Source organism: Streptomyces sp. PR69, assembly GCF_026420845.1.
In the GTDB taxonomy this organism is placed as follows: Bacteria; Actinomycetota; Actinomycetes; order Streptomycetales; family Streptomycetaceae; genus Streptomyces.
The window spans coordinates 164,294-188,128 of record NZ_JAOWCB010000001.1; the positions used below are offsets into that span (position 1 = coordinate 164,294).

At 73.1% G+C, this 23,835-nt stretch carries 16 protein-coding genes; 7 read left to right on the top strand and 9 right to left on the bottom strand.

The window, feature by feature from the left end:
• Positions 1-79: 79 nt before the first annotated feature.
• Complete coding sequence (locus tag OF819_RS00740) at positions 80-952, top strand: DsbA family protein (RefSeq protein ID WP_267241276.1); 873 nt, start codon at positions 80-82, stop codon at positions 950-952.
• 87 nt (positions 953-1,039) lie between these two features.
• Positions 1,040-1,993, top strand: a complete 954-nt coding sequence (lgt, locus tag OF819_RS00745; protein WP_267241277.1) for a prolipoprotein diacylglyceryl transferase — start codon at positions 1,040-1,042, stop codon at positions 1,991-1,993.
• A gap of 479 nt (positions 1,994-2,472) precedes the next feature.
• Here lgt and OF819_RS00750 read toward each other — a convergent pair whose 3' ends face one another.
• From OF819_RS00750 to OF819_RS00780, 7 genes are read right to left on the bottom strand one after another with little or no spacing between them, the layout of a single operon-like run.
• Complete coding sequence (locus OF819_RS00750) at positions 2,473-3,276, bottom strand: HpcH/HpaI aldolase/citrate lyase family protein (protein WP_267241278.1); 804 nt, start codon at positions 3,274-3,276, stop codon at positions 2,473-2,475.
• The gene (locus OF819_RS00755) at positions 3,273-4,490 is read right to left on the bottom strand and encodes a CaiB/BaiF CoA transferase family protein (RefSeq protein WP_267241279.1); all 1,218 of its coding nucleotides are present in this window, start codon (positions 4,488-4,490) and stop codon (positions 3,273-3,275) included. Before OF819_RS00755 ends, OF819_RS00750 begins: the two co-directional genes overlap by 4 nt.
• Positions 4,487-5,401: a ribokinase gene (gene rbsK / locus OF819_RS00760; RefSeq protein ID WP_267241280.1), complete on the bottom strand. Its 915-nt coding sequence runs from the start codon at positions 5,399-5,401 to the stop codon at positions 4,487-4,489. The genes OF819_RS00755 and rbsK overlap by 4 nt, the downstream gene beginning before the upstream one ends.
• Positions 5,398-7,107 carry an ADP-ribosylglycohydrolase family protein gene (locus OF819_RS00765; protein ID WP_267241281.1) on the bottom strand — a complete coding sequence of 570 codons (1,710 nt, stop codon included), beginning with the start codon at positions 7,105-7,107 and terminating at the stop codon, positions 5,398-5,400. Before OF819_RS00765 ends, rbsK begins: the two co-directional genes overlap by 4 nt.
• Positions 7,107-8,249 (bottom strand): ADP-ribosylglycohydrolase family protein, encoded by a 1,143-nt coding sequence (locus OF819_RS00770; protein ID WP_267241282.1) that lies wholly within the window; start codon positions 8,247-8,249, stop codon positions 7,107-7,109. Before OF819_RS00770 ends, OF819_RS00765 begins: the two co-directional genes overlap by 1 nt.
• The gene (locus OF819_RS00775; RefSeq protein WP_267241283.1) at positions 8,233-9,579 is read right to left on the bottom strand and encodes an ADP-ribosylglycohydrolase family protein; all 1,347 of its coding nucleotides are present in this window, start codon (positions 9,577-9,579) and stop codon (positions 8,233-8,235) included. The genes OF819_RS00770 and OF819_RS00775 overlap by 17 nt, the downstream gene beginning before the upstream one ends.
• Positions 9,576-10,607: an ADP-ribosylglycohydrolase family protein gene (locus OF819_RS00780; protein ID WP_267241284.1), complete on the bottom strand. Its 1,032-nt coding sequence runs from the start codon at positions 10,605-10,607 to the stop codon at positions 9,576-9,578. Before OF819_RS00780 ends, OF819_RS00775 begins: the two co-directional genes overlap by 4 nt.
• Before the next feature lie 271 nt (positions 10,608-10,878).
• Here OF819_RS00780 and OF819_RS00785 point away from each other — a divergent pair, with 271 nt between their 5' ends.
• The 5 genes from OF819_RS00785 (at position 10,879) to OF819_RS00805 (ending at position 21,425) form a co-directional block, all read left to right on the top strand.
• Positions 10,879-11,607 carry a VIT1/CCC1 transporter family protein gene (locus tag OF819_RS00785; protein ID WP_267241285.1) on the top strand — a complete coding sequence of 243 codons (729 nt, stop codon included), beginning with the start codon at positions 10,879-10,881 and terminating at the stop codon, positions 11,605-11,607.
• A gap of 727 nt (positions 11,608-12,334) precedes the next feature.
• Positions 12,335-16,927: a glutamate synthase large subunit gene (gene gltB, locus OF819_RS00790; protein WP_267241286.1), complete on the top strand. Its 4,593-nt coding sequence runs from the start codon at positions 12,335-12,337 to the stop codon at positions 16,925-16,927.
• Positions 16,920-18,380 (top strand): glutamate synthase subunit beta, encoded by a 1,461-nt coding sequence (locus OF819_RS00795; protein WP_267241287.1) that lies wholly within the window; start codon positions 16,920-16,922, stop codon positions 18,378-18,380. Before gltB ends, OF819_RS00795 begins: the two co-directional genes overlap by 8 nt.
• 240 nt (positions 18,381-18,620) lie before the next feature.
• The gene (locus OF819_RS00800; RefSeq protein WP_267241288.1) at positions 18,621-21,005 is read left to right on the top strand and encodes a hypothetical protein; all 2,385 of its coding nucleotides are present in this window, start codon (positions 18,621-18,623) and stop codon (positions 21,003-21,005) included.
• A 9-nt stretch (positions 21,006-21,014) separates the two neighbouring features.
• On the top strand, positions 21,015-21,425 hold the full coding sequence (locus OF819_RS00805) for a DUF5955 family protein (protein WP_267241289.1): 411 nt from the start codon (positions 21,015-21,017) through the stop codon (positions 21,423-21,425).
• Positions 21,426-21,551: 126 nt separating this feature from the next.
• Here OF819_RS00805 and OF819_RS00810 read toward each other — a convergent pair whose 3' ends face one another.
• The gene (locus OF819_RS00810; protein ID WP_267241290.1) at positions 21,552-22,622 is read right to left on the bottom strand and encodes an acyl-CoA dehydrogenase family protein; all 1,071 of its coding nucleotides are present in this window, start codon (positions 22,620-22,622) and stop codon (positions 21,552-21,554) included.
• Positions 22,622-23,761: an acyl-CoA dehydrogenase family protein gene (locus tag OF819_RS00815; RefSeq protein WP_267241291.1), complete on the bottom strand. Its 1,140-nt coding sequence runs from the start codon at positions 23,759-23,761 to the stop codon at positions 22,622-22,624. Before OF819_RS00815 ends, OF819_RS00810 begins: the two co-directional genes overlap by 1 nt.
• Positions 23,762-23,835: the final 74 nt, after the last annotated feature.

The window sequence follows — 23,835 nt, forward strand, 5'->3', positions numbered from 1 at the left end:
ACTCGCCCGCCCATCACTCGAAGGGGTGGAACTGCGACCGGGGAGGCATGTTCGTGCCTCCCCGGTTCGTTTGCGGGTTGTGAGCGAGAATAATCAAGATCGAAGGCGGTCAGCTCGGGAGCGGCTCCAGCAGGAGCGCGAGCTGGAGAAGCGGCGCGAGAAGCGACGGCGGACGCTGATCGTCGCCTCGGCGGTGGTCGGCGTCCTGGGCCTCGCCGCGGTCGTGGGCCTGATCGCCGCCAATGCCGGAAAGGACGGCGGCGACGGCACGGACGCGGGGCCCGTGGTCGCGCCCGCCGGCGCGGAAGGCGAGGAGCAGCTCGCGATCCCGGTCGGCGCGCCCGACGCGCCCTCCACGCTCACCGTGTGGGAGGACTTCCGCTGCCCCGCCTGCGCCGCGTTCGAAAACGCCCTGCGGGACACGATCCACGACATGACGGAGCAGGGGCAGCTCAAGGCCGAATACCGTCTCGCCACCATCATCGACGGCAATCTGGGCGGCAATGGCTCCAAGCGCGCGGCGAACGCCGCCGCCTGCGCCCAGGACGCCGGGCACTTCGCCGCCTACCACGACGTGCTGTTCGAGAACCAGCCGCCGGAGCCGGACGACGCCTACGCCGACAACGACAAGCTGATCGAGCTCGCGGGCAAGGTCGAGGGCCTGGACACGCCCGCGTTCCGCCAGTGCGTGCAGGACGGCACATACAGCGCCTGGGTGACCGAGTCGAATCGGGCCTTCCAGGAGGGCGGCTTCCGCGGCACCCCGACCGTCCTGCTCAATGGAGAATCGATCTTCCCGCAGAAGGGCGACGAGCAGATCAGCGTCGAGAACTTCAAAAAGTGGGTCGCGGAGGCCAACGAAGGCAAGCAGCCGGGCACCGAGCAGCCCGCGTCCCCGACACGCTCCCCCTCGCCCGCCGGCACGGGATCCCCAGCCCCGGCAGGGTCCTGACGGCCCCCTGCGGCCAGGGCCCGTTACCCATACGTTGCCGGGTGGGTTGCCGCTTGTCCCACCCGGCAAGGTAGCGTCGGTGCTGCCATGGACCTTGCCTACATTCCCAGCCCGTCGACCGGAGTGATCCACCTCGGACCCATTCCGCTGCGCGGCTATGCCTTCTGCATCATCATCGGTGTCTTCGTCGCCGTCTGGTACGGCAACAAGCGCTGGGTCGCTCGGGGCGGCAAAGCCGGCACCGTCGCCGACATCGCCGTCTGGGCGGTGCCCTTCGGCCTGGTCGGCGGTCGGCTCTACCACGTGATCACCGACTATCAGCTGTACTTCAGCGAGGGTGAGAACTGGGTCGACGCGTTCAAGATCTGGGAAGGCGGCCTCGGCATCTGGGGCGCGGTCGCGTTCGGCGCGGTGGGCGCGTGGATCGGCTGCCGCCGCCGTGGCATCCCGCTGCCGGCGTGGGCCGACGCCCTCGCCCCCGCCCTCGCCTTCGCGCAGGCGATCGGCCGCTGGGGCAACTGGTTCAACCAGGAGCTGTACGGCAAGCCCACCGATCTGCCGTGGGCCCTGAGGATCACCGAGGGCGTCAACCGGGAGGCGGGCCTCTACCACCCGACCTTCCTCTACGAGTCCCTGTGGTCCATCGGCGTCGCCCTGCTGGTGATCTGGGCGGACCGCCGCTTCAGGCTGGGGCACGGCCGGGCCTTCGCCCTCTACGTCGCCGCGTACTGCGCCGGCCGCGGCTGGATCGAGTACATGCGGATCGACGAGGCGAACCATGTGCTGGGCCTGCGCCTCAACGTCTGGACCTCGATCATCGTCTTCGTGCTCGCCGTCACCTACATCGTGCTCTCCGCACGGCTGCGCCCCGGCCGCGAGGAGATCGTGGAACCGGCGGCCGTGGACCCGGCCAAGAAGGCGGACGGCGACGACGGCAAGGAGCACGACGCCAAGGCCGACCGCGACGCCAAGGGCGACGTCAAGAGCGACGCCAAGAACGAAGTCAAGAACACGGGAACGGAGTCAGCCCAACCGAGCTGACCCCCCTTGGCCCCCACCCGTCCCGAAGCCGCCGAACCCCTTGGGCCCCGGCGGCTTCACCGTCCGCAGCTGGCTCCACGGCACGCGAGGCGTCTCTGGGGTGTGCTGGGGCGGTGTGTGTAGCGGGCGGGTGTGTCTCTGGGGTGTGCCGCGCCGGCGTCTGCGGCCCGCGGGCGTGACCACGGAGTACGCCTCCGTTGTCCGCCGCGCGTGGCCGTGGCCTCGCAGTGCGCGGTCGCTGTCCGCGGCGCGAAGCTGCCGTTGGCGGGGTGCGGGGCGGCGGCCCTGCGAACCCTCCTCCCGGGAGGGGGCCGGTCCGACAGGCAGCTGTGCCCCTGCGGTGCGCCGCGTCGGCGTCTGCGGCGCGAAGCTGCCGTCGGCGGGGTGCGGGGCGGCAGCCCCGCGAACCCTCCCCCCGGAGGGGGTCTGGGGGCGAAGCCCCCAGTTTCGGGAAGGGGCGGGGCGGGGAAGCCCCCCGGTCACCCCAGGGGCTCCCGCCGCGCCAGCGCCAGCGTCCGCTCCGCCGCCGCGACCACCGCCGCATCCACAAAGCGCCCATCCGCCAGCGCCACCGCCCCCTCGTCCTCCGCCGCCGCCTTCACGATCTCCTCCGCCTCCTCCACCTCCCGCCGTGTCGGGAGATACGCCCGCTCGATGACCGGCAGCTGGCGCGGGTGGACGGCCGCCCGGCCGAGCATGCCCAGATCCCGGCCGTGTGCGCAGGACCCGGCGAGCCCGTCGAGATCGCGTACGTCGGGATAGACGGACTGGGCGGGAGGCGGCAGCCCGGCCGCCCGCGCGGCGAACACGGTGCGTGTGCGCGGCCAGTCGAGGGCCGCGTCGCCGCGCACCCCCAGCTCCGCCCGCAGATCGGCCTCGCCGAGCGCGATGCCGCGCACCGCGTCATGGGCCGTGGCGATGGCGTACGCACGCTCCACGGCCAGCGCCGATTCCAGCAGCGGATACAGCGGGAGGCCCGGCGCCCTCGCCGCGATGCGCCGGATGTCAGTGGCGTGTGCGACCTTGGGAACACGTACGGCGGACAGGCCCGGCAGCTCTGCCAGGGTCTCGACGGCACGGGGGGTGTCGATGCGCACATGCACGGGAAGCGGCTGCGCGGAGGAGAGCAGTTCGACGGTGGCGTCCAGGGCGTACCGCCGTCGGCCGGGGGCGACCGCGTCCTCCAGATCGACGATGACGACGTCGGCGCCGGAGGTGAGCGCCTTGTGTACGACCACGGGCCGGTCGCCGGGCGCGTACAGCCAGGTGAGGGGGAGGGTCATAGCGCTCCTTGGGAGCGGAGTGCGGTGATGTCGGCGGGGGAGAGGCCGAGTTCGGCGAGGACGGCGTCCGTGTCCGCGCCATGGGGCCGTCCGGTCCAGCGGATGGCGCCGGGGGTCTCGGAGAGCCGGAAGAGGACGTTCTGCATACGCAGCGCGCCGAGTTCCGGGTCGGGCACTTCGGTGACGGTGTCCAGCGCGCGGTACTGGGGATCGTCCATGACGTCGCGGATGTCATAGACCGGCGCAATCGCCGCTTCGGCCTTCTCGAACGCCGCCAGCGCTTCGGCCCGGCTGCGGCGGGCGATCCAGCCGCCGACCGCCTCGTCGAGCAGATCGGCGTGGTCGGCGCGCCCGCTGCCGGTGGCGAACCAGGGCTCGTCGATCAGATCGGGGCGGCCGACCAGCCGCATGACGCGTTGCGCGACGGACTGGGCGGAGGTGGACACGGCCACCCAGCAGCCGTCGGCGGTGCGGTAGACGTTGCGGGGCGCGTTGTTGCGGGAGCGGTTGCCGGTGCGGGGCTGGACATAGCCCAGCTGGTCGTACCAGAGGGGCTGCGGGCCGAGCACGGTGAGGATCGGCTCGATGATCGCCATATCGACGACCTGGCCCCGGCCGTTCGCAGCGCGGGCGGCAAGGGCGGTCATCACGGCATAGGCGGTGGCCAGGGCGGCGATGGAGTCGGCGAGGCCGAAAGGAGGGAGCGTGGGCGGGGCGTCGGGTTCGCCGGTGACGGCGGCGAAGCCGCTCATGGCTTCGGCGAGCGTGCCGAAGCCGGGCCGGTGGGCATAGGGGCCGAACTGGCCGAAGCCGGTGACGCGGGTGAGGACGAGCCGGGGGTTGACCGCGCTCAGCTCTTCCCAGCCCAGTCGCCACTTCTCCAGGGTGCCCGGGCGGAAGTTCTCGATGATCACATCGGTGGAGGCGGCCAGCCGCAGCAGTGTCTCGCGGCCCCCCGGAGCCGACAGATCGAGAGTGATGGTGCGCTTGTTGCGGCCGAGCAGCTTCCACCACAGCCCGATCCCGTCTTTGGCCGGGCCATGGGTGCGGGAGGGATCGGGCCTGGTGGGGTGTTCGACCTTGATGACGTCCGCGCCGAAGTCGCCCAGCAGGGTGGCGGCGAGCGGTCCCGCGAAGAGGGTGGCCAGATCGAGGACGCGCAGCCCGTGGAGCGGCGTCGGCGCCGGGGCGGCGGCCGCCGGAGCCGCCGTCATGAGGGACGCCCGGCAGTGTGCGACGCGTACGCGGCGTCGATCTCCGCCCGGTACGGCATGGAGGTGGAGGCGCCCGGGCGCTGGACGCACAGGGCCGCGCCGGCCGACGCCCAGCCGAGCGCCTGCCGCATCGGCCGGCCCTCGCCCAGGGCGACGGCGAGTGCGCCGACGAAGGTGTCCCCCGCGGCGGTGGTGTCCACCGCGGTCACCCGCGGGGCGGGCACCGCGAGGGGAGGTGTGTCACGGGCGGCGTACAGGCAGCCCGCGGAGCCGAGGGTGATCAGCACCTCGGGGACCTGGCGCAGCAGCTCCTGGGCTGCCGCGGGCGGGTCGAAGACCCCGGCGAGGGCAGCGGCCTCGTGCTCATTGGGGATCAGCAGATCAACGGCGGCCAGCAGTTCAGGGGGCAGGGGCTGGGCGGGGGCGGGGGTGAGCACGGTGCGGACGCCATGGCGGCGGGCGGCCTCCGCGCCGTCGAGCACCGCGCTGAGGGGGAGTTCCAGCTGCAGCAGCAGTGTGTCCATGGAGGCGATGAGGGTTTCATCGCCCGGAGCGAGGGAGGTGACATGGCCGTTGGCGCCGGGGATCACGACGATGGAGTTGCCGCCTTCGTCGTCCACGACGATATGCGCGGTGCCGGAGGGGCCTTCCGCCGTGCGCAGCAGATCGGTGTCGACGCCGGAGGAGGCGAGGGTGCGGCGGAGCAGACCGCCGAAGTCGTCCGCTCCGACCGCGCCGATCATGGAGACGTCGCCGCCGGCGCGTGCGGCGGCGACGGCCTGGTTGGCGCCCTTGCCGCCGGGGATCGTGCGGAACTCCCGTCCGGTGACGGTTTCCCCGCGTTTCGGCGCGCGGGCGACATACGCGACGAGGTCCATATTGGTGCTGCCGAGCACCGCGATGCCGGTCATGGGCTGAGTGCCTCCTGGTGGGTGAGCTGACATGTGAGCTGGGCGAGGGTGTCAAAGCCGACCCCGTCGAAACCGGGGACGGACGTGGCCAGACGGTTCTTGAGCGGCGCGGTCCAGCGCTCCGGGAGGGCGTCCGGGCTCCCGGCGAGCAGACCGGCGAGCGACCCGGCGGCCGCGCCGATGGAATCGGTGTCCATGCCCGCGGAGACGGCGCGGCAGATCGAGGCGCTGAAGTCGCCGTCGGCATGGGTGAGAGCGGCGGCCAGCAGGGCGGCGTTGGGGACGACATGCACCCAGTGATACGCGCCGTAGGCGGAGTGCAGCCGGTCGACGGCGGCGTCGAAGTCCCGGTGCGCGCACGCGGTTGTGACACCGGTGCGCACGGCTTCGGCCAGCCGGGACGACGGCGGCACCACCCGCAGCCCGGCAGACAGGCACTGCTGCACATCGGCCGTGCCTGTGCCCGCCTCGGCGAGGGCGGCCGCGAGGAACATCGCGCCGTACACGCCGTTGGCGGTGTGGGTCAGGGCGGCGTCGCGGTACGCCTGTGCGGCGGCGGCCGCGGGGTCGCCGGGGTGCGTCCAGCCGTGCACATCCGCGCGGATCAGAGCCCCGATCCACTCCCGGAAGGGGTTGTGGTGCAGGGCGGTGAGCGGGGGTTCGAGTCCGGAGAGGAGGTTGCGGTAGGCGACACGCTCGGCGGTGAAGGTGCGCCCGGCGGGGAGTTGTTCCAGCCAGAGCCGGCCCACGTCGGCGGTGCGGAAGCCGCTGCCGTGGCGCTGAAGCAGCAGCAGATTGAGGAGGGGGTAGTTGAGGTCGTCGTCCTCGGGCATGCCGTCGATGTTCTCGGCGAGTGAACTGTCCGCGCTGTGCCGGTTCCACGGGTGTGCCGCGGCCAGTTCGGCCGGCACGCCCCGGTTGGTGAACCAGGTGGTCAGGGGCCAGTTGCCGGTGGCGCGGGCGAGGGCGCGGATGCCGTCGAGCGGAAGCTTCTCCACGGGTTTGCCGAGCAGACAGCCGGCCGCCCGGCCGAGCCAGGCGGCGTGCAGGGCGGCCGTGAGGCCGGCGCTGGAGCGCGCGGGGCCGGGCGTCGGCGGCTGGGGCGGTCCGCCGAGGGCGGGGCCGGGCGTGCGGTGCTCGGCGGCGCGGCGTGCGACGCCGGACAGGGAGCCGGTCGCCGCGGAGCCGTCCGTGCCGGAGCCGTCCGTACCGGGGTCGGCTGCGCCGGGCGGGCGCTCCGGGGCGTCGCCGGTACGGGCGTCCGGCCCGGCGCCCTCGCCGTCTGGGCCGGTGATGCCCCGGCCCGGACGGGCCACGGCCGGGGGCTCCGGATGGGCCGTGGAGGCGTCGCCGGGTTCCGGCACGGAAGCGCCGTACGCGCTGTCGGCCGGGCCAGGGCCCGGCGGCGGGGCGGGCCAGTCGGGGCAGGCCGCGATGATCGCGGGGAGGCCGGTCGGTTCGGCCGCGGCCAGCGGGGAGGGAAGCAGGGCGAGTTCGTCGAGCAGTTCGGCGGCGAGTGTGCGCAGCCGCGGGGGCGCGGGGTGCGGGGAGGCTCCCGCGCGCGCCGGGGCCAGGGCGCCGCCCGCGTCGAGCCAGCGGCGGCGCACGGAGCGGGCGTCACGGCCGTCCTCCTGGGCCTGACGCAGTTCATGGCCGAGGAGGTCCTCTGGCTGCACCCAGGTCAGGCGAAGATTCACCGGTCTCATCAGTCCTCCGTCAGCCGGGCGAAGGCGGCCTCATGGGCCCGGCGGCGCCCCGTATCGCGGGCGAAGATCTCACGCGCGACCGCGGTCAGCTCCCGTGCCGGGGCGTGCAGATCGAGCCGGCTGGCCTCGGCGACGGTCTTCGCCCAAGTGTCCGGGACCGCGCCCTCGCCGTGGAGCGCGCCCGCCATCGCCCCCGCCATGGTGGCGATGGAGTCGCAGTCCCGGCCGTAGTTGACCGCGCCCAGCACCGTACGCCGGTAGTCGCCCCCGCCGACGAGCAGCATCCCCAGGGCGATGGGGAGTTCCTCCACCGCGTGCAGCCGGGAGGGGCGGCGGGCGGCCAGGGACGGGGCGCGGTAGTCAGGGCCCACGGTGTCGAAGGGCGCGACGGCCTCGCGGAGCGGGCCCAGCGCGGTCTCCATGTCGCTGTGGAGCGCGGCCGTTTCGCACACCGCCTCGATCGCGGCCCGCGTGCCGTCCTTGGCGAGCGCGAGCGCGGCGTCGACCACCGAGGCGGGGGTGGCGTCCGGGGCACAGGCGGCGGCCACGGCCGCGGCGAGGACGCCTGCCGCCTCACGGCCGTACGAGGACTGGTGCGCGCCCGCGATGTCGAGCGCCTCCGCGTACGCGGAGGCGGGGTTGGCCGCGTTGACCAAACCCACCGGGGCCATGTACATGGCCGCACCGCAGTTGACGATATTGCCCGCGCCCGCCTCGCGGGGGTCGGCATGACCGTAGTGGAGCCGGGCGACCAGCCACTTCTCGGCGAGGAAGATGCGCTGGAGCGGAAGTGCCTCGGCTTCGAGTTCGGGAATCCAGCGGGGGTGCGACATGAGGTCGGGGACAAGATGACCGGCGACGGCGTAGGCGTCGAGGTGGTCCCGTACCGTCGTGTAGACGCGGACCAGCGCATGGGTCATCAGGGTGTCGTCGGTGACATGGCCATCGCCCTTGTGGTACGGCGCGATCGGGCGGGCGGTGCGCCAGTCGTCGCCGTGCCAGGGGCCGACGAAGCCGGTGATGCGGCCCCCGTGCCGCTGGACGATCTGCTCCGGGGCGTAGCCCTCGACCGGTCCGCCGAGGGCGTCGCCGACCGCCGCGCCGACCAGGCTGCCGGCGATCCGGTCATCGAGTGATGTCATGCCGGAATTGTCCACCCGCGGCGGTCAGTTCCGTGTGTGCGAGCAGCCCGGCGAGTTCCACGAGGTCCGTGCCGGACAGCCGGGGCAGCGCACAGCCCGCGAGGGTGCGGCAGACGTCGCGCCAGCTGGCCGGGATGCCGCTCGCGCCGCCGACGACCCCGGTCAGCGCGCCCGCCAGGGCGGGTGCGGAGTCGGCGACCCGGGACAGACAGGCGGCAGCGGGGACGGCCTCGGCGACCCGGCCACGGGAGGCGGCCGTCAGGGCGAGGGCGACGGGGACGGTCTCGGCGGCCGCGATGCCATAGCTGTAGACGTGGTCGACGATCTGATGCTCAAGGAGCGGGACAAGCTCGAACGCGCCCCGGCTGTGCCGGGCGAGCTTGACGGCGTGGCGGGCGTTGCGGCCGATCTCGGTGGTGTCGGGGAGCTCGTCTAGGGCGGCGTCCACGGTGGCCGTGACGTCCGCGCCGCCGAGCGCCGCGGCCACGGCGGCGGCCAGCGCCCGTGCGCCGTGCACCCCGTCGCCGTCCTGGGTGTAGCGGGCGTCGAACTCGGCGAGCTCGGCGGCCGCGTCGGGATCGCCGGGGTGCACCACGGCGAGGACCGCGGCGCGCACACAGGCGGCGTCGTCGAAATAGTGCGGATTATCGTGCCCGGTGGCGGGTGGGCGCAGTCCGGTGGCGAGGTTGCCGAGACCGGCGCGCACGGAGATGCGGGCGCGCAGCGGCGGCACGGCGGACTCCACCTCGGGGGCGCGGGCCGCCGCGGCGGCGATCTCGCCGGCGAGGGAGTTCCAGGCCAGGTCGACGGCGGCGCGCATGCGGAGCGCGGGGGCAAGGCCGTCGAAGCGGCCGCCGGCGGCGGAGAGCACGGTCTCGGCGGCGAAGGCGGCCCACTCGGAGTCGTCCGAAGGGCCGAGGCGGAGAGGTTCGGGGGGCTGGTTGAGGGCGAGGGGGACGGGGAGGGTGGTGGTGGCGTTCTGCTCGGCGAAGGTGTCGAGCTCACGGGTGAGGCGGCGGGTCCACTCGGGCATGCGGGCGGCACGGTGCCTGGCCGCTGGCCAGCCGGCGGCGTCGCCTGCGGCGAGCCCGAGGAGGAGCCCCTCGATACGGCTGCCCTTGCCGCCCGGGCCGGTTGTCTCCCCTCCCCCTGCGCCCTGCGGCGCAGCGGGACCCCCGTTTCCCGCGGCCGGGGGCACGTCCCCGGCCCTCCGCTGTTTGCGGGGCTGCGCTCCGGGCTGTGGGCCGGCCGCCTCCCGCCGCTCCTCGCGCCGTCGTGCGGCCCCCTCCCCGGGCCGGCGACCGTCCTCGCCGCCGGTGGGCGGGGTCATGAGGTGGCTCGTACGGAGGCGTCCGGGGTGAGCAGGGACGCCACGTGCAGGACGTGGTAGCCGCGCATCGAGGGCAGGCAGGCGCCGCGGACGGGGCCGATCGCCGAGGACCACTCCGGAGGGATCGCCGCGGCCCCGGACAGGGCGCCGGCGAGCGCGCCGGCCACCGCCGCCGTGGTGTCCGCGTCGCGGCCCATGTTGACCGCCGTCAGCACCGACGTACGGAATTCACCGCGGGCCGCGGCGAACGCGCCGAACGCAAGGCCCACCGCCTCGGGGGCCAGATCCGTCCATGGATAGCCGCCGATCACCACCGCGGAGCGGACCCCGCGCTCCGCGGACAGCCGGTCCGGGTACCTGCGGCCCGCCGCCACGACCGCGCGCCGCAGGGAGCGCGCCGTCCAGGAGTCCATCGGGATCACGGACAGCGCCGCCCCGATGACCCCCGCCGGGCCCGCGCCCGCCATCGCCGCCGCGACCCCGGCCGCCACCGCCTGCCCGCCGTAGATCCCTTCGCCGTCGTGGCTGACGGCCCCGTCGATCGCGACCAGCCGTGCCGCCTCCGCGGGCCGCCCGGCCGCGAACACCCCGAACGGGGCCGCCCGCATCGCCAGCCCGTCGCTCCACGCGTGCCGGTGCTGGGCGGAGATGGGCGCGGCCAGCCCGCGCCGCAGATTCTCCAGGGTGCCGCGCTCGCTGAACCCCGCCCCCCGGAACGGCCCTTCGTCGAGATCGGCGATCCAGCGGTGCCAGGCGCGCTCCACATGGGCGACGGACAGCGCGGAGCCGTGCCGGGCCAGCAAAAGCCCGGAGAAGACGGCGTACTCCGTGTCGTCCGTGCCCGCCGGGTCGTCGCTGACGAACCCTTCGATCCGGCCCCAGCGGCGGCGGATCTCGGACGGCCGCATATTCTCCGCGGGCGCGCCCAGCGCGTCCCCCACCGCCAGTCCCAGCAGCGCCCCGCGCGCCCGCTCCAGGAGCGTCGCCGGCTCCGCCGACGTCGGCGGATTGCATGCAATCAACTCCATGGGCGGGTCCTTTCCGTGGAGTGCGGACCGTTCCCGGATATGTGCCACGCGGGATGCGGCGACGCGCTTCCCGGGGCTCAGCGTCACCCGCCTGACGCCAGGTAAGTATGCCCTGCCTTGCTGGCGCGCCCCTTACATCGCGCGTACTTTCGAGGTGTTGAGGGGGAGCGGGTCCACCGCCCGGGCCCGACAGATTCCTATGCGTGCACGCGGCGCATTCCGCGACGACAAAGCAAGACGACAAAGCAGACGACAAAGCAGGGGGAGAGCTGTGTCCATCATCGAGACCGAGGCGGCGCTGCACGAGGCGCACCGTGACAACCACACCCACCGTGACGTCAACGGCGGCTGGCTGCGTCCCGCGGTGTTCGGCGCGATGGACGGTCTCGTCTCCAACTTCGCCCTGATGGCGGGTGTGGCGGGCGGCGCCGTCTCCCAGCAGACCATCGTGATCACCGGGCTCGCCGGGCTCGCGGCGGGCGCCTTCTCCATGGCCGCGGGCGAGTACACCTCGGTCGCCTCGCAGCGCGATCTGGTCCAGGCGGAACTGGACGTCGAACGTGTGCAGTTGCGCAAGCACCCGGTGGACGAGATGGAGGAGCTGGCCGCGCTGTATGTCTCGCGCGGCGTCGACCCCAAGCTCGCCCGCGAGGTGGCGATGCAGCTCTCCGCGGATCCGGAGCAGGCGCTGGAGATCCATGCCCGTGAGGAGCTCGGCATCGATCCGGACGATCTGCCGTCGCCGCTCGTGGCCGCGGTGTCGTCGTTCGGCTCCTTCGCGCTGGGCGCCCTGCTGCCCGTGCTGCCGTATCTGCTCGGGGCGAGCAGCCTGTGGCCTGCCGTGCTGCTGGCGCTCGTCGGGCTGTTCGGCTGCGGTGCGCTGGTGGCCCGTGTCACCGCCCGCAGCTGGTGGTACAGCGGTCTGCGGCAGCTGGCGCTCGGCGGGGCGGCGGCCGCGGTGACATACGGGCTGGGGGCTCTGTTCGGCGCGGCGTTCTGACGCGGGTCGCTCGGCGCACTGGCTGGGCGCGGTGCACTGGCGCGGTGCACTGGCTGGGCGCGGTGCACTGGCGCGGTGCACTGGCTGGGCGCGGTGCACTGGCGCGGTGCACTGGCGCGGTGCACTGGCTCGGCGCGCTGGCGCGGTTCGGCGCGGCGCTCTGACGTGCGGCAGACGGCCGGTTTTGGCCCCGGCCGCCGGAATATTCGCCTCCGCAGGGTTGCGTCATTCCCCGCTCCCGCTCATCCTGGGGCGACCGGGGCGCAGGGGCCCCGGTCACCGTCTGTCACAGATGTCGACGATCTCGATGGGCAGCGGGGCCGGCCGCGGGCGTCGGCCGCATACCGGAACACCACAGCGGTGGCGCGGGCACACCACAGCGCGGGCGCGTCTGTGATGAACCTCCCTCCCCGGAGCCCTTCCGGGGTGAGACACTATGCGTGAAGCCACATAAATTTTCGTTACCCCCCGGTTTCAGGTCCTTGACCGCAGGGCATGAGCCGAGAGCGCGCAGGCAATGAAGCCTGCGCTGCGCCGGTCCGGCGGATGCGATCCGCCCGGCCTCCATCCGCTTCCACCGCTGCTGCGGTGTCCGCAGCGTCCGCATGCTGGAATGCGCTATCCACTTCGCGAGAAGCGCTCCATCATGTAACCTGCACGAAATTTCGCGGAGGGCCAACGTCGTCCCTCGGCACGGAAACATGCCACGACGACGACGGGAGAGCCGATGCGTTCCGACGCCTGGTCGCCCATGGACGGTCGCCCCGCCCCGCAGGGGATGTACGACCCCCGTAACGAACACGACGCGTGCGGCGTCGGGTTCGTGGCCACCCTCACCGGTGTTGCCAGCCATGAGCTGGTCGAGCAGGCGCTGACCGTACTGCGCAACCTGGAGCACCGCGGCGCGACCGGCTCGGAGCCCGACTCGGGCGACGGCGCGGGCATCCTGCTCCAGGTCCCGGACGCATTCCTGCGCGAGACCGCGAACTTCACGCTCCCCGAGGCCGGCGCGTACGCCGTCGGCATCGCCTTCCTGCCCGCCGAGGACGACGCCGCCGCGAACGCCGCCGCCGTCTCGCAGATCGAGACGATCGCCGGCGAGGAGGGCCTGACCGTCCTGGGCTGGCGTGAGGTCCCCGTCGCCCCCGATCTGCTCGGGGCCTCCGCCCGCGCCACCATGCCGGCCTTCCGCCAGCTGTTCGTCGCCGACGGCGTGAGCAGCGGCATCGCGCTGGACCGCAAGGCGTTCGTGCTGCGCAAGCGCGCGGAGCGCGAGGCCGGGGTGTACTTCCCGTCGCTGTCCGCCCGCACGATCGTCTACAAGGGCATGCTGACCACCGGCCAGCTGGAGCCCTTCTTCCCCGACCTGTCGGACCGGCGTCTGGCCACCGCGGTCGCCCTGGTCCACTCGCGGTTCTCCACCAACACCTTCCCGAGCTGGCCGCTGGCCCACCCGTACCGCTTCGTCGCCCACAACGGCGAGATCAACACGGTCAAGGGCAACCGCAACTGGATGCGCGCCCGCGAGTCGCAGCTCGTCTCGGAGCTCTTCGGGGACCGGGAGCGCCTGGAGCGGATCTTCCCCGTCTGCACCCCGGACGCCTCCGACTCCGCCTCCTTCGACGAGGTCCTGGAGCTGCTCCACCTCGGCGGCCGCTCACTGCCGCACAGCGTGCTGATGATGGTCCCCGAGGCGTGGGAGAACCATGACTCCATGGACCCGGCCCGGCGCGCCTTCTACCAGTACCACTCCACGATGATGGAGCCCTGGGACGGCCCCGCCTGCGTCACCTTCACCGACGGCGTCCAGGTCGGCGCGGTCCTGGACCGCAACGGCCTGCGCCCCGGCCGCTACTGGGTCACCGACGACGGCCTGGTCGTGCTCTCCTCCGAGGTCGGCGTCCTCGACATCGACCCCGCCAAGGTGGTCCGCAAGGGCCGGCTGCAGCCCGGCAGGATGTTCCTCGTCGACACCGCCGAGCACCGGATCATCGAGGACGACGAGATCAAGGCGTCCCTCGCCGCCGAGCAGCCGTACCAGGAGTGGCTGCAGAGCGGGATCATCGAACTCGGCGATCTGCCCGAGCGTGAGCACATCGTCCACACCCACGCCTCGGTCACCCGCCGTCAGCAGACCTTCGGCTACACCGAGGAGGAGCTGCGGGTCCTGCTCGCCCCGATGGCGCGCAGCGGCGCCGAGCCGATCGGCTCCATGGGCACCGACTCGCCGATCGCCGCGCTCTCCGAGCGCCCCCGGCTGCTCTTCGACTACTTCACCCAGCTGTTCGCGCAGGTCACCAACCCGCCGCTGGACGCCATCCGCGAGGAGCTCGTCACCTCGCTGCACTCCTCGCTGGGCCCGCAGGGCAATCTGCTGGAGCCGACCGCCGCGTCGTGCCGCAGCGTCACCCTGCCCTTCCCGGTGATCGACAACGATGAGCTGGCCAAGCTCATCCACATCAACGCCGACGGCGACATGCCCGGCATGACCGCCGCCACCCTCTCCGGCCTGTACCGGGTCAGCGGCGGCGGCGAGGCGCTGGCCGCCCGCATCCAGGAGATCTGCGCGGAGGCGGACGCGGCCATCGAGGGCGGCGCCCGGCTGATCGTGCTCTCCGACCGCCACTCGGACGCCGAGCACGCCCCGATCCCGTCGCTGCTGCTCACCTCCGCCGTCCACCACCACCTCATCCGCACCAAGCAGCGCACCCAGGTGGGGCTGCTGGTCGAGGCCGGCGACGTCCGCGAGGTGCACCATGTCGCGCTGCTGATCGGCTACGGCGCGGCCGCCGTCAACCCCTACCTGGCGATGGAGTCCGTCGAGGACCTCGTCCGCGCCGGCACCTTCATCGAGGGCATCGAGCCCGAGAAGGCCATCCGCAACCTGATCTACGCCCTGGGCAAGGGCGTGCTGAAGGTCATGTCCAAGATGGGCATCTCGACCGTCGCCTCCTACCGCGGCGCGCAGGTCTTCGAGGCCGTCGGCCTGGACGACGCCTTCGTCGCCGAGTACTTCGACGGCACCGCCACCAAGATCGGCGGCGCGGGCCTGGACGTCATCGCGCAGGAGGTCGCCGCCCGGCACGCCAAGGCGTACCCGGCCAGCGGCATCGCCCCCGCCCACCGCGCCCTGGAGATCGGCGGCGAGTACCAGTGGCGGCGCGAGGGCGAGCCCCATCTGTTCGACCCGGAGACGGTCTTCCGCCTCCAGCACGCCACGCGCACCAAGCGCTACGACATTTTCAAGAAGTACACGGACCGGGTGAACGAGCAGTCCGAGCGGCTGATGACGCTCCGCGGCCTGTTCGCCTTCAAGACGGGCAAGAACGGCGCCTCCGACCGCCCGTCGATCCCCATCGAGGAGGTCGAACCGGCCTCGGAGATCGTCAAGCGGTTCTCCACCGGCGCGATGTCGTACGGCTCCATCTCCAAGGAGGCGCACGAGACGCTCGCCATCGCCATGAACCGGCTGGGCGGCAAGTCCAACACCGGCGAGGGCGGCGAGGACCCGGAGCGCCTGTACGACCCGGAGCGCCGCTCCTCCATCAAGCAGGTCGCCTCCGGCCGCTTCGGCGTCACCTCCGAGTACCTGGTCAACGCCGACGACATCCAGATCAAGATGGCGCAGGGCGCCAAGCCCGGCGAGGGCGGCCAGCTGCCCGGCCACAAGGTGTACCCGTGGGTGGCCAGGACCCGGCACTCCACGCCCGGCGTGGGCCTGATCTCCCCGCCGCCGCACCACGACATCTACTCCATCGAGGATCTCGCCCAGCTGATCCACGACCTCAAGAACGCCAACCCGGCCGCCCGCATCCATGTGAAGCTGGTCTCCGAGGTCGGCGTCGGCACGGTCGCCGCGGGCGTGTCCAAGGCGCATGCGGACGTCGTGCTGATCTCCGGCCACGACGGCGGCACCGGCGCCTCCCCGCTCACCTCGCTCAAGCACGCGGGCGGCCCCTGGGAGCTGGGTCTGGCCGAGACCCAGCAGACGCTGCTGCTCAACGGGTTGCGCGACCGGATCGTGGTACAGACCGACGGCCAGCTCAAGACCGGCCGCGACGTCGTCATCGCCGCGCTGCTCGGCGCGGAGGAGTTCGGCTTCGCCACCGCCCCGCTCGTCGTCTCCGGCTGCGTCATGATGCGCGTCTGCCATCTGGACACCTGCCCGGTCGGCATCGCCACCCAGAACCCGACGCTGCGGGACCGCTTCTCCGGCAAGCCCGAATTCGTCGTCAACTTCTTCGAGTTCATCGCCGAGGAGGTCCGCGAGCTGCTGGCCGAGCTGGGCTTCCGCACGCTCGACGAGGCCGTCGGCCACGCCGAGCTGCTGGACACCACCCGCGCGGTGGACCACTGGAAGGCGCAGGGCCTGGACCTCGAACCCCTCTTCCACGTCCCCGAGCTGCCCGACGGCGCGGTGCGCCACCAGCTGGTCGAGCAGGACCACGGGCTGGCGAAGGCCCTCGACAACGAGCTGATCAAGCTGGCTGCGGACGCGCTGGGCGCGGCCACGGCCGAGGACGCCCAGCCGGTGCGCGCCCAGGTCGCCGTCCGCAACATCAACCGGACCGTCGGCACCATGCTCGGCCACGAGGTGACCAAGAAGTTCGGCGGCGCGGGCCTGCCCGACGACACCATCGACATCACCTTCACCGGCTCCGCCGGCCAGTCCTTCGGCGCGTTCGTGCCGCGCGGCATCACCCTGCGCCTGGAGGGCGACGCCAACGACTACGTCGGCAAGGGCCTGTCCGGCGGCCGGATCGTGGTCCGCCCCGACCGCGGCGCCGACCACCTCGCCGAGTACTCGACCATCGCCGGCAACACCATCGCGTACGGCGCGACCAGCGGCGAGATCTTCCTGCGCGGCCGCACCGGCGAGCGGTTCTGCGTACGCAACTCCGGTGCGACGGTCGTCTCCGAAGGCGTGGGCGACCACGGCTGCGAGTACATGACCGGAGGCCACGCCGTCGTCCTCGGCGAGACCGGACGCAACTTCGCGGCCGGCATGTCCGGCGGCGTCGCCTATGTCGTCGACCTCGACCGGGACAGTGTCAACCCCGGCAATCTGCAGGCGATCGAGCCGCTGACGGACGCCGACAAGCAGTGGCTGCACGACGTCGTGCGCCGCCACCTGGAAGAGACCGGCTCCACCGTAGCCGAGAAGCTGCTGGCCGACTGGGACGCGTCCGCGGACCGCTTCAGCAAGATCATTCCGACCACGTACAAGGCAGTGCTCGCCGCCAAGGACGCCGCCGAGCGGGCCGGGCTCTCCGAGTCCGAGACCACCGAGAAGATGATGGAGGCGGCGATCAATGGCTGACCCCAAGGGCTTCCTGACCACCGGGCGCGAAGTCGCCAAGACCCGCCCCGTCGAGGAGCGCGTCAAGGACTGGAACGAGGTCTACGTCCCCGGCTCGCTGCTGCCGATCATCAGCAAGCAGGCCGGCCGCTGCATGGACTGCGGCATCCCGTTCTGCCATAACGGCTGCCCGCTGGGGAACCTGATCCCCGAGTGGAACGACTACGCCTACCGCGAGGACTGGGCCGCCGCCAGCGAGCGGCTGCACGCCACCAACAACTTCCCGGAGTTCACCGGGCGGCTGTGCCCCGCGCCCTGCGAGGCGGCGTGCGTCCTCGGCATCAACCAGCCGGCCGTCACCATCAAGAACGTCGAAGTCTCCATCATCGACAAGGCGTGGGGCGCGGGCGACGTCAAGCCGCAGCCGCCGGAGCGGCTGTCCGGCAAGACCGTCGCCGTCATCGGCTCGGGACCGGCCGGCCTGGCCGCCGCTCAGCAGCTCACCCGCGCCGGCCACACCGTGGCCGTGTACGAGCGGGCCGACCGCATCGGCGGACTGCTGCGCTATGGCATCCCCGAGTTCAAGATGGAGAAGCGGCACATCAACCGCCGCATCGAGCAGATGCGCGCGGAGGGCACCAAGTTCCGCACCGGCGTCGAGATCGGCCGCGACATCGACGCCGCGCAGCTGCGCCGCCGCTATGACGCGGTGGTCATCGCCGCGGGCGCGACCGTCTCCCGCGATCTGCCCGTCCCCGGCCGGGAGCTGAAGGGCATCCACTTCGCGATGGAGTATCTGCCGCTGGCCAACAAGGTGCAGGAAGGCGACTACGTCGCCCCGCCGATCACCGCCGAGGGCAAGCATGTCGTCGTCATCGGCGGCGGCGACACCGGCGCGGACTGCGTGGGCACCGCCCACCGGCAGGGCGCGGCCTCCGTCACCCAGCTGGAGATCATGCCCAGGCCCGGCGAGGAGCGGAACGCGAACCAGCCGTGGCCGACCTTCCCCATGCTCTACAAGGTCACCTCGGCGCACGAGGAGGGCGGCGAGCGGGTCTACTCCGTGTCCACGACGCACTTCGAAGGCGACGAGGACGGCAATGTCCAGTATCTGCACCTGGTCGAGGTGGAGTTCAAGGACGGCAAGCTGGAGCAGAAGCCCGGCACCGAGCGGAAGCTCCCGGCGCAGCTGGTCACCCTGGCGATGGGCTTCACCGGCACCGACCGGTCCAACGGCCTGGTCGAGCAGTTCGGCCTGGAACTGGACGAGCGCGGCAACGTCGCACGCGACGCCGACTTCGCCACCAACGTCGACGGCGTGTTCGTCGCGGGCGACGCCGGCCGCGGCCAGTCCCTGATCGTCTGGGCCATCGCCGAGGGGCGCTCCGCCGCCCGCGGAGTGGACCGCTACCTCACGGGGGCGAGCGAGCTTCCCGCCCCCATCCGCCCGACCGACCGCGCGCTCACGGTCTGAGCGCGTGACCGGCCTGACCGGCGACCGGCCTGACCGGCCTGACCGCGTGACCGCCGCGGCCCCGCGGAAAGGCCCATAGACGTCCCGTACAACGGCGTACGGAACTGATCGCGGCGCCTGCCTCGTCCCCGACCGGACCACGGCAGGCGCCGCGGTGTTGCGCGGGGTTTTCCACAGCCTGCTGACACATCGCGCCCGGACTTCTACAGTGCTGAGCCTGAAGCTGTTCCGGGGGGTGGCATGGAACGGACGATCGGCATGGGGAAGCCGGTGCGGGGGAGAGTCGCGCTGTTATGCGCGAGCCTGCTGCTGCTGGGCAGCCCCTGGGCGCGGGAGCCGCTGCGCGAGCTCCGCGCGGACAACGCCGTCCAGGCGCTGCTGTACCGCGCGCTGTACGTGCCCGAGTGGGATCCCTCACCGGGCCCTGACAGCTTCTCGGCCGCGATCGGCTGGAGCGGGAACGCCTCGGCGGCCGTGCTGCTCCTCGGCGTCATCGTCCTGGTGCCCCGGCTGATGGCCCGGGCCCCGGCCGCGGGCGGTGTCCGGTGGGCCGCGGCGCTCGGCGTCGGCGTCCTCGTCTCCGCCGTCGCAGCGGTGCCCGCATGGGCGGTCATCGTAAGCAGGGGCCCCAGAGCCGTCAGCGTCTTCGGCCGGGACGAGGCCGACGCGTTCGTCTATCTCCTCGTCGACGGACTGGTCTTCGGCGTACTGCTGGGCCTGGCCGTCGCCGCCGTCTTCGCCGGGTCCATCGGAGCAGCCGGATCGGCTGGATCAGCCGGATCGGCTGGGTCAGGCAGGTCAGGCGGATTTTTCAGCGTTTCGTCAGCCCGTGGCCGCGAACGGAGAAGAGCCATGGCCGCCATCTCCTCCTCCCAGGACGCCGTCGACGCCGTCGCGACCGGCAGCGCGCCGGGCGACGTCACCCGCTATCTGTGCGCCGCCGCCTACACCGATCCGGCCTTCTCCCGCCGTGTGGTCGAGGATGTGCTGGGGGACGAACTGGGCGCGGTCGCCACCTCGCCCGGCGTCGACCTGGTCCCGGTCGCGCGGCACTGTCTGGCCGCCCGGCAGCTGCACCGGGAGCGGGATGTGCGGCTCACCCTCGCCTGGGGCGTCATCGCGGTGTTCAGCCCCTTATGGCTGGTGTTCGCCCGCTGGGGGCTCAATGCGCTGAGCGCCGCTGCCACGATCCCCCGGCGCTCCCTGCGCGGCCGCGAGCTGCCGGACCCGGCGGCCGCGGCCTGGCGGCTGGCCCTCACCTCGGCCGCCCTGCTCATCACCGGACTGCTGCTGGGCCTCGCCCTGTCCGCGATTCCCCTGCCGGGGCTGCTCGCCTGGCTCGCCGGCGGCTATCTGCTGGGCATTCCGCCGCTGCTCGCCACGGTCGCGGCGGGCTTCCTGGCCTTCCGTACGCTCGCCGACGAGGAACTGGACGTGGACGCGCGGCTGCGGGGGACGCTGCGCCGCGAGGTGTTCGACCCGAGCGCGCTGCCGCAGCCGAGGCCCGTCGAGCAGTGGGCCGCCGGCCGGATCGACGAGGTGGCAGAGGCGCAGCGCGGCAATGTCACCGTCTACAGCGGATACTCGCCGTTCCTCGGGTACGCCCGGCGGGAGTCGACGTGGTCGCTGTCGCTGCCTCTGCTGCCCGCCGAGCACCCGTCCGACTCCGCAGGCGACGCGCGCGCGGTCGTGGAGTTCGACGCGTGGGAGGTCGTCGAACGCCTGCGTGCCCGGCTCAAGGCGGCGGCGGAACGGCACGCCGCCACCGTGCCCACCCAGACCGGCGGCGCGCCCGGCGGGACTCCCGCCGGCGGGCCGAGCCTCTCCGGTCTCCTCCTGGAGGACCGGGTGTTCGTCAGCGGCACGCAGATCGCCTCGGACGGCAGACTGCTGCCCGAACCCCTCTGCGCGCCGGTCACCTCGCTGCCCGACGAGGAGATACGGCGGATCGCACTGAGCCCGGACGGACCGGCGCGGCACTGTCTGGCCGCCCATCTGCCCATGTGGGGCGGCGATGTGGTGCCCAGCCAGTTCCTGCATGTGGCCGTGGTCGGCAAGTCGCTTCATCTGCACTGCGAACGGCATGTCCTCGGGCCCGTACGGCGCGAGCTGCACATCGTGGACCTGCTGCCCGCCACGCTCACCGCGGAGCGCCGCCGCGCCTTGCTGCTGAACGCCGTGCGACGCACCGGCGGCGCGTTGTTCGCCGCCCCGGGCTCCTCCTTCCGCTACGCGCGCGCCGAGGACCGCAGACGCCGCAGGCTCCTCCGTGAGATGCAGGCCGCGGACGAGGACCCCGCCTTTGACCGCGGCGCACGGCTGAGCATCCGCGAGGAGGTCCTCAGCCCGGAATACCTCAACCACTTCCAGCGGGTGGACGCCGAGCGGACGCTCGCCGCGCTGGACCGGCACACCCTGGCGGCCGTACGGGACTTCCTCGACGAGCACGGCGTCGACACCGCCGACTTCCGCAGCCAGACCCAGACCATCCTCAACCACGGGGTCATGCAGACCGGCGGGGTGAGCGTCGTGGGCAACCAGGCGGTCGGCCAGGGCGCGCAGGCCACCGCCCGGACCGCGTCGGCTCAGGCGTCCGGGGCCTCTTCGGCCGCGGCGAAGGGTTAGGAGGACCCGATGCCCGATCAGTCCCGTCCGTCGCCCGACGGCTCACCACGCGGGGACAACCTCGGCGTGCAGTACTACGGCGGGAACAACCAGGCCGGCAACCAGGCTGTGGGCTCCGGCGCACAGGCCAACGCCGGCCGGGTCTTCGTCCAGGCCGCCGCCCCCACAGCCGATGAGCGCGCGCAGATACGGGAGCTGCTCGCCCTCATCGAGCGCCTGCTGGAGGAGCACCGCGCCGCCCTGCCGGACCAGGAGTCCCCCCGGGCGGAGCTGCGCAGACTCCGCGAGGAACTGGACGACGAGGAACCCCAGCCCGGGGTGGTGCGCCGCGCCCTCGACCGGCTGACGGCCTTCGCCCAGCCGGTGGCCCCCCTGGCGGCGGCGGTCGGCGAGCTCTCGCAGGCGGTGCAGTCCTTCTGAGCGGCCCTGAAGCCCCCTCCCGGGAAGGACGGTTGACCGGCCTCTTCCGCCGGTTCGGCAGGAGGGAGCAGCGGGGGCAGGGCGTTCCGGGCCACAGCCAGTGGCTGGCCGCCGCCGCACGAGGCATCAGCGTCTGACGCCAGGCCCGGCGTCAGACGCGGCGACGGGTGCCGACAGCACCTCCGCCCGGCACCGGGCGGGCGTCCCCCAGGCGTCCCGCAGCGGCCGGGCCTTGCGCAGCCACAGGGAGAGGTCAAGCTCCTCGGTGTAGCCGATCGCGCCGTGCAGCTGAAGGGCCGTGCGGGCGGCGGTGTACGCGGCCTCGCCCGCCGCCGCCTTGGCGGCGGCGACATCCCCCGGGGCCATGGTGACGGCCGCCCCGTACACCAGGGGGCGGGCGAATTCCAGGCCGATCAGTGTGTCGGCCAGCCGGTGCCTGACCGCCTGGAAGGAGCCGATCGCAGCGCCGAACTGGGTGCGCTGCTTCACATGGGCGACCGTGCGGTCCAGCAGGGCGAGGCCGACGCCGAGGCACTGCGCGGCGGTGGCCAGCCGCGCCCAGTCGGCCGCCCGCCGCGCCGCCTGAGCCACCCGCGGACCTCTCGCCAGCACCGGTCCGCCGGGCCCGGCGACGCCGAGCCGCCGCGCGGGATCGGCCGACGCCCGCGGCGCGCCCTGCCCGGCGGGCGCGAGACGCAGCGTGTCCGCCCCGCCTTCGCCCCGTACCGGCGTGTCCGCCCCGCCCGAGCCGGTGGGCTCGACGGCGAGAACACAATCCGCCGCGTCCGCGTCGAGGGCGTACGGGCCTGCGCCGTGCAGGGCGAGCGTCGGCAGCAGCGCCCCCGCGGCGAGAGGCGGAAGCAGGCGCTTCGCCGGAGCCGGATCGCCTGCTTCCGCCAGCGCGGACAGCAGCGCCGCCGCACCGGCCGTCTCGGCGTATGGCCCCGGCGCGGCATGACGCCCCAGCTCCACGAAGGCGACGGCCAGTTCGACGGGCCGCGGCCCCAGACCCCCGTACGCCTCGGGCACGGCCAGCGCCAAGACGCCCGCCTCCGCCAGCCGGGACCACAGTGTGCGCCCGGGCGCGAAGTCCCCGGCCGCCCAGGCCCGTACCGTCTTCGGCGTGTCCGCGGCCGTGAGCATCGCGTCCAGCGAGCGGGCGAACGCGGACTGTTCCCCGGTGAGCAGAAATCGCATCAGCGGCGGCCCTTCCCCAGTCCGAGCAGCCGCTCGGCGATGATGTCGCGCTGGATCTCGTTCGTACCGGCGTAGATGGGGCCCGCGAGAGCGAAGACATACCCCTCCGCCCACTCGCCGTCCGCCCGCTCCGCCTGGTCGCCGAGCAGATCGAGCGCCGTCTCGTGCAGGGCGAGGTCGTACTCCGACCAGTACACCTTGTTGAGACTGGACTCCGCGCCCAGCGCCGCGCCCGCCGCGAAGCGCGAGGCGGCGGCACAGGTGAACAGCTGATAGGCCCGTGCGCCGATCACCGCGTCCGCCACCCGGTCACGGGCCCCGGCAGGCTCGCCCCGCTCGCGCCACAGCCGCACCAGCCGGTCCGCGGCGGCCAGATACCGGCCGGGGGAGCGCAGCATCAGCCCGCGCTCGTTGCCCGTGGCCGACATGGCGATGCGCCAGCCCTGGCCGGGCTCCCCGATCACATCCGCGTCCGGCACGAAGACCTCGTCCAGGAAGAGTTCGGCGAAGGCGGGCTTGCCGTCCAGCCGCCCGACGGGCCGCACCGTGACGCCCCGCGCCCGCAGGTCGAACATCAGATACGTCAGCCCCTGATGGGGCCTGGCCGCCCCCGGGTCCGTACGGAACAGCCCGAACGCCCGGTCCGCGAACGCCGCCCGCGACGACCAGGTCTTCTGCCCCGACAGCAGCCAGCCGCCGTCCGTCCGCACCGCACGGGATCTCAGCGCGGCCAGATCCGATCCCGCCTCCGGCTCCGACCAGGCCTGCGCCCAGATCTCCGCACCGCTCGCCATCGCCGGCAGCACCCGCGCCCGCTGCTCGGCCGTGCCGTGGCCGAAGAGCGTGGGCGCGAGCAGCTGAATGCCGTTCTGCGAGACCCGGCCGGGCGCGCCCGCCGCGTAGTACTCCTCCTCGAAGGCCAGCCACTGGAAGATGTCCGCGCCCCGGCCCCCGTACTCCCGCGGCCAGGAGACCGCCGACCAGCGGTCCGCGTAGAGCTGGGCCTCCCAGGCGCGATGGGCCGCGAAGCCCTCGCGCGTCTCCAGGGACGGCAGCGGCTCGGGCGGCACATGCGCGGCGAGCCAGGCGCGGGCCTCGGCGCGAAGGGCGTCGTCGCCGGGGGAGCTGTCCAGGTCCATATGACTGCCCACCTTCCCTAACAAGTGTTTGGTAGGTTAACGTGCCGCCGTGACGGACAACAGGGCCGGGGGCG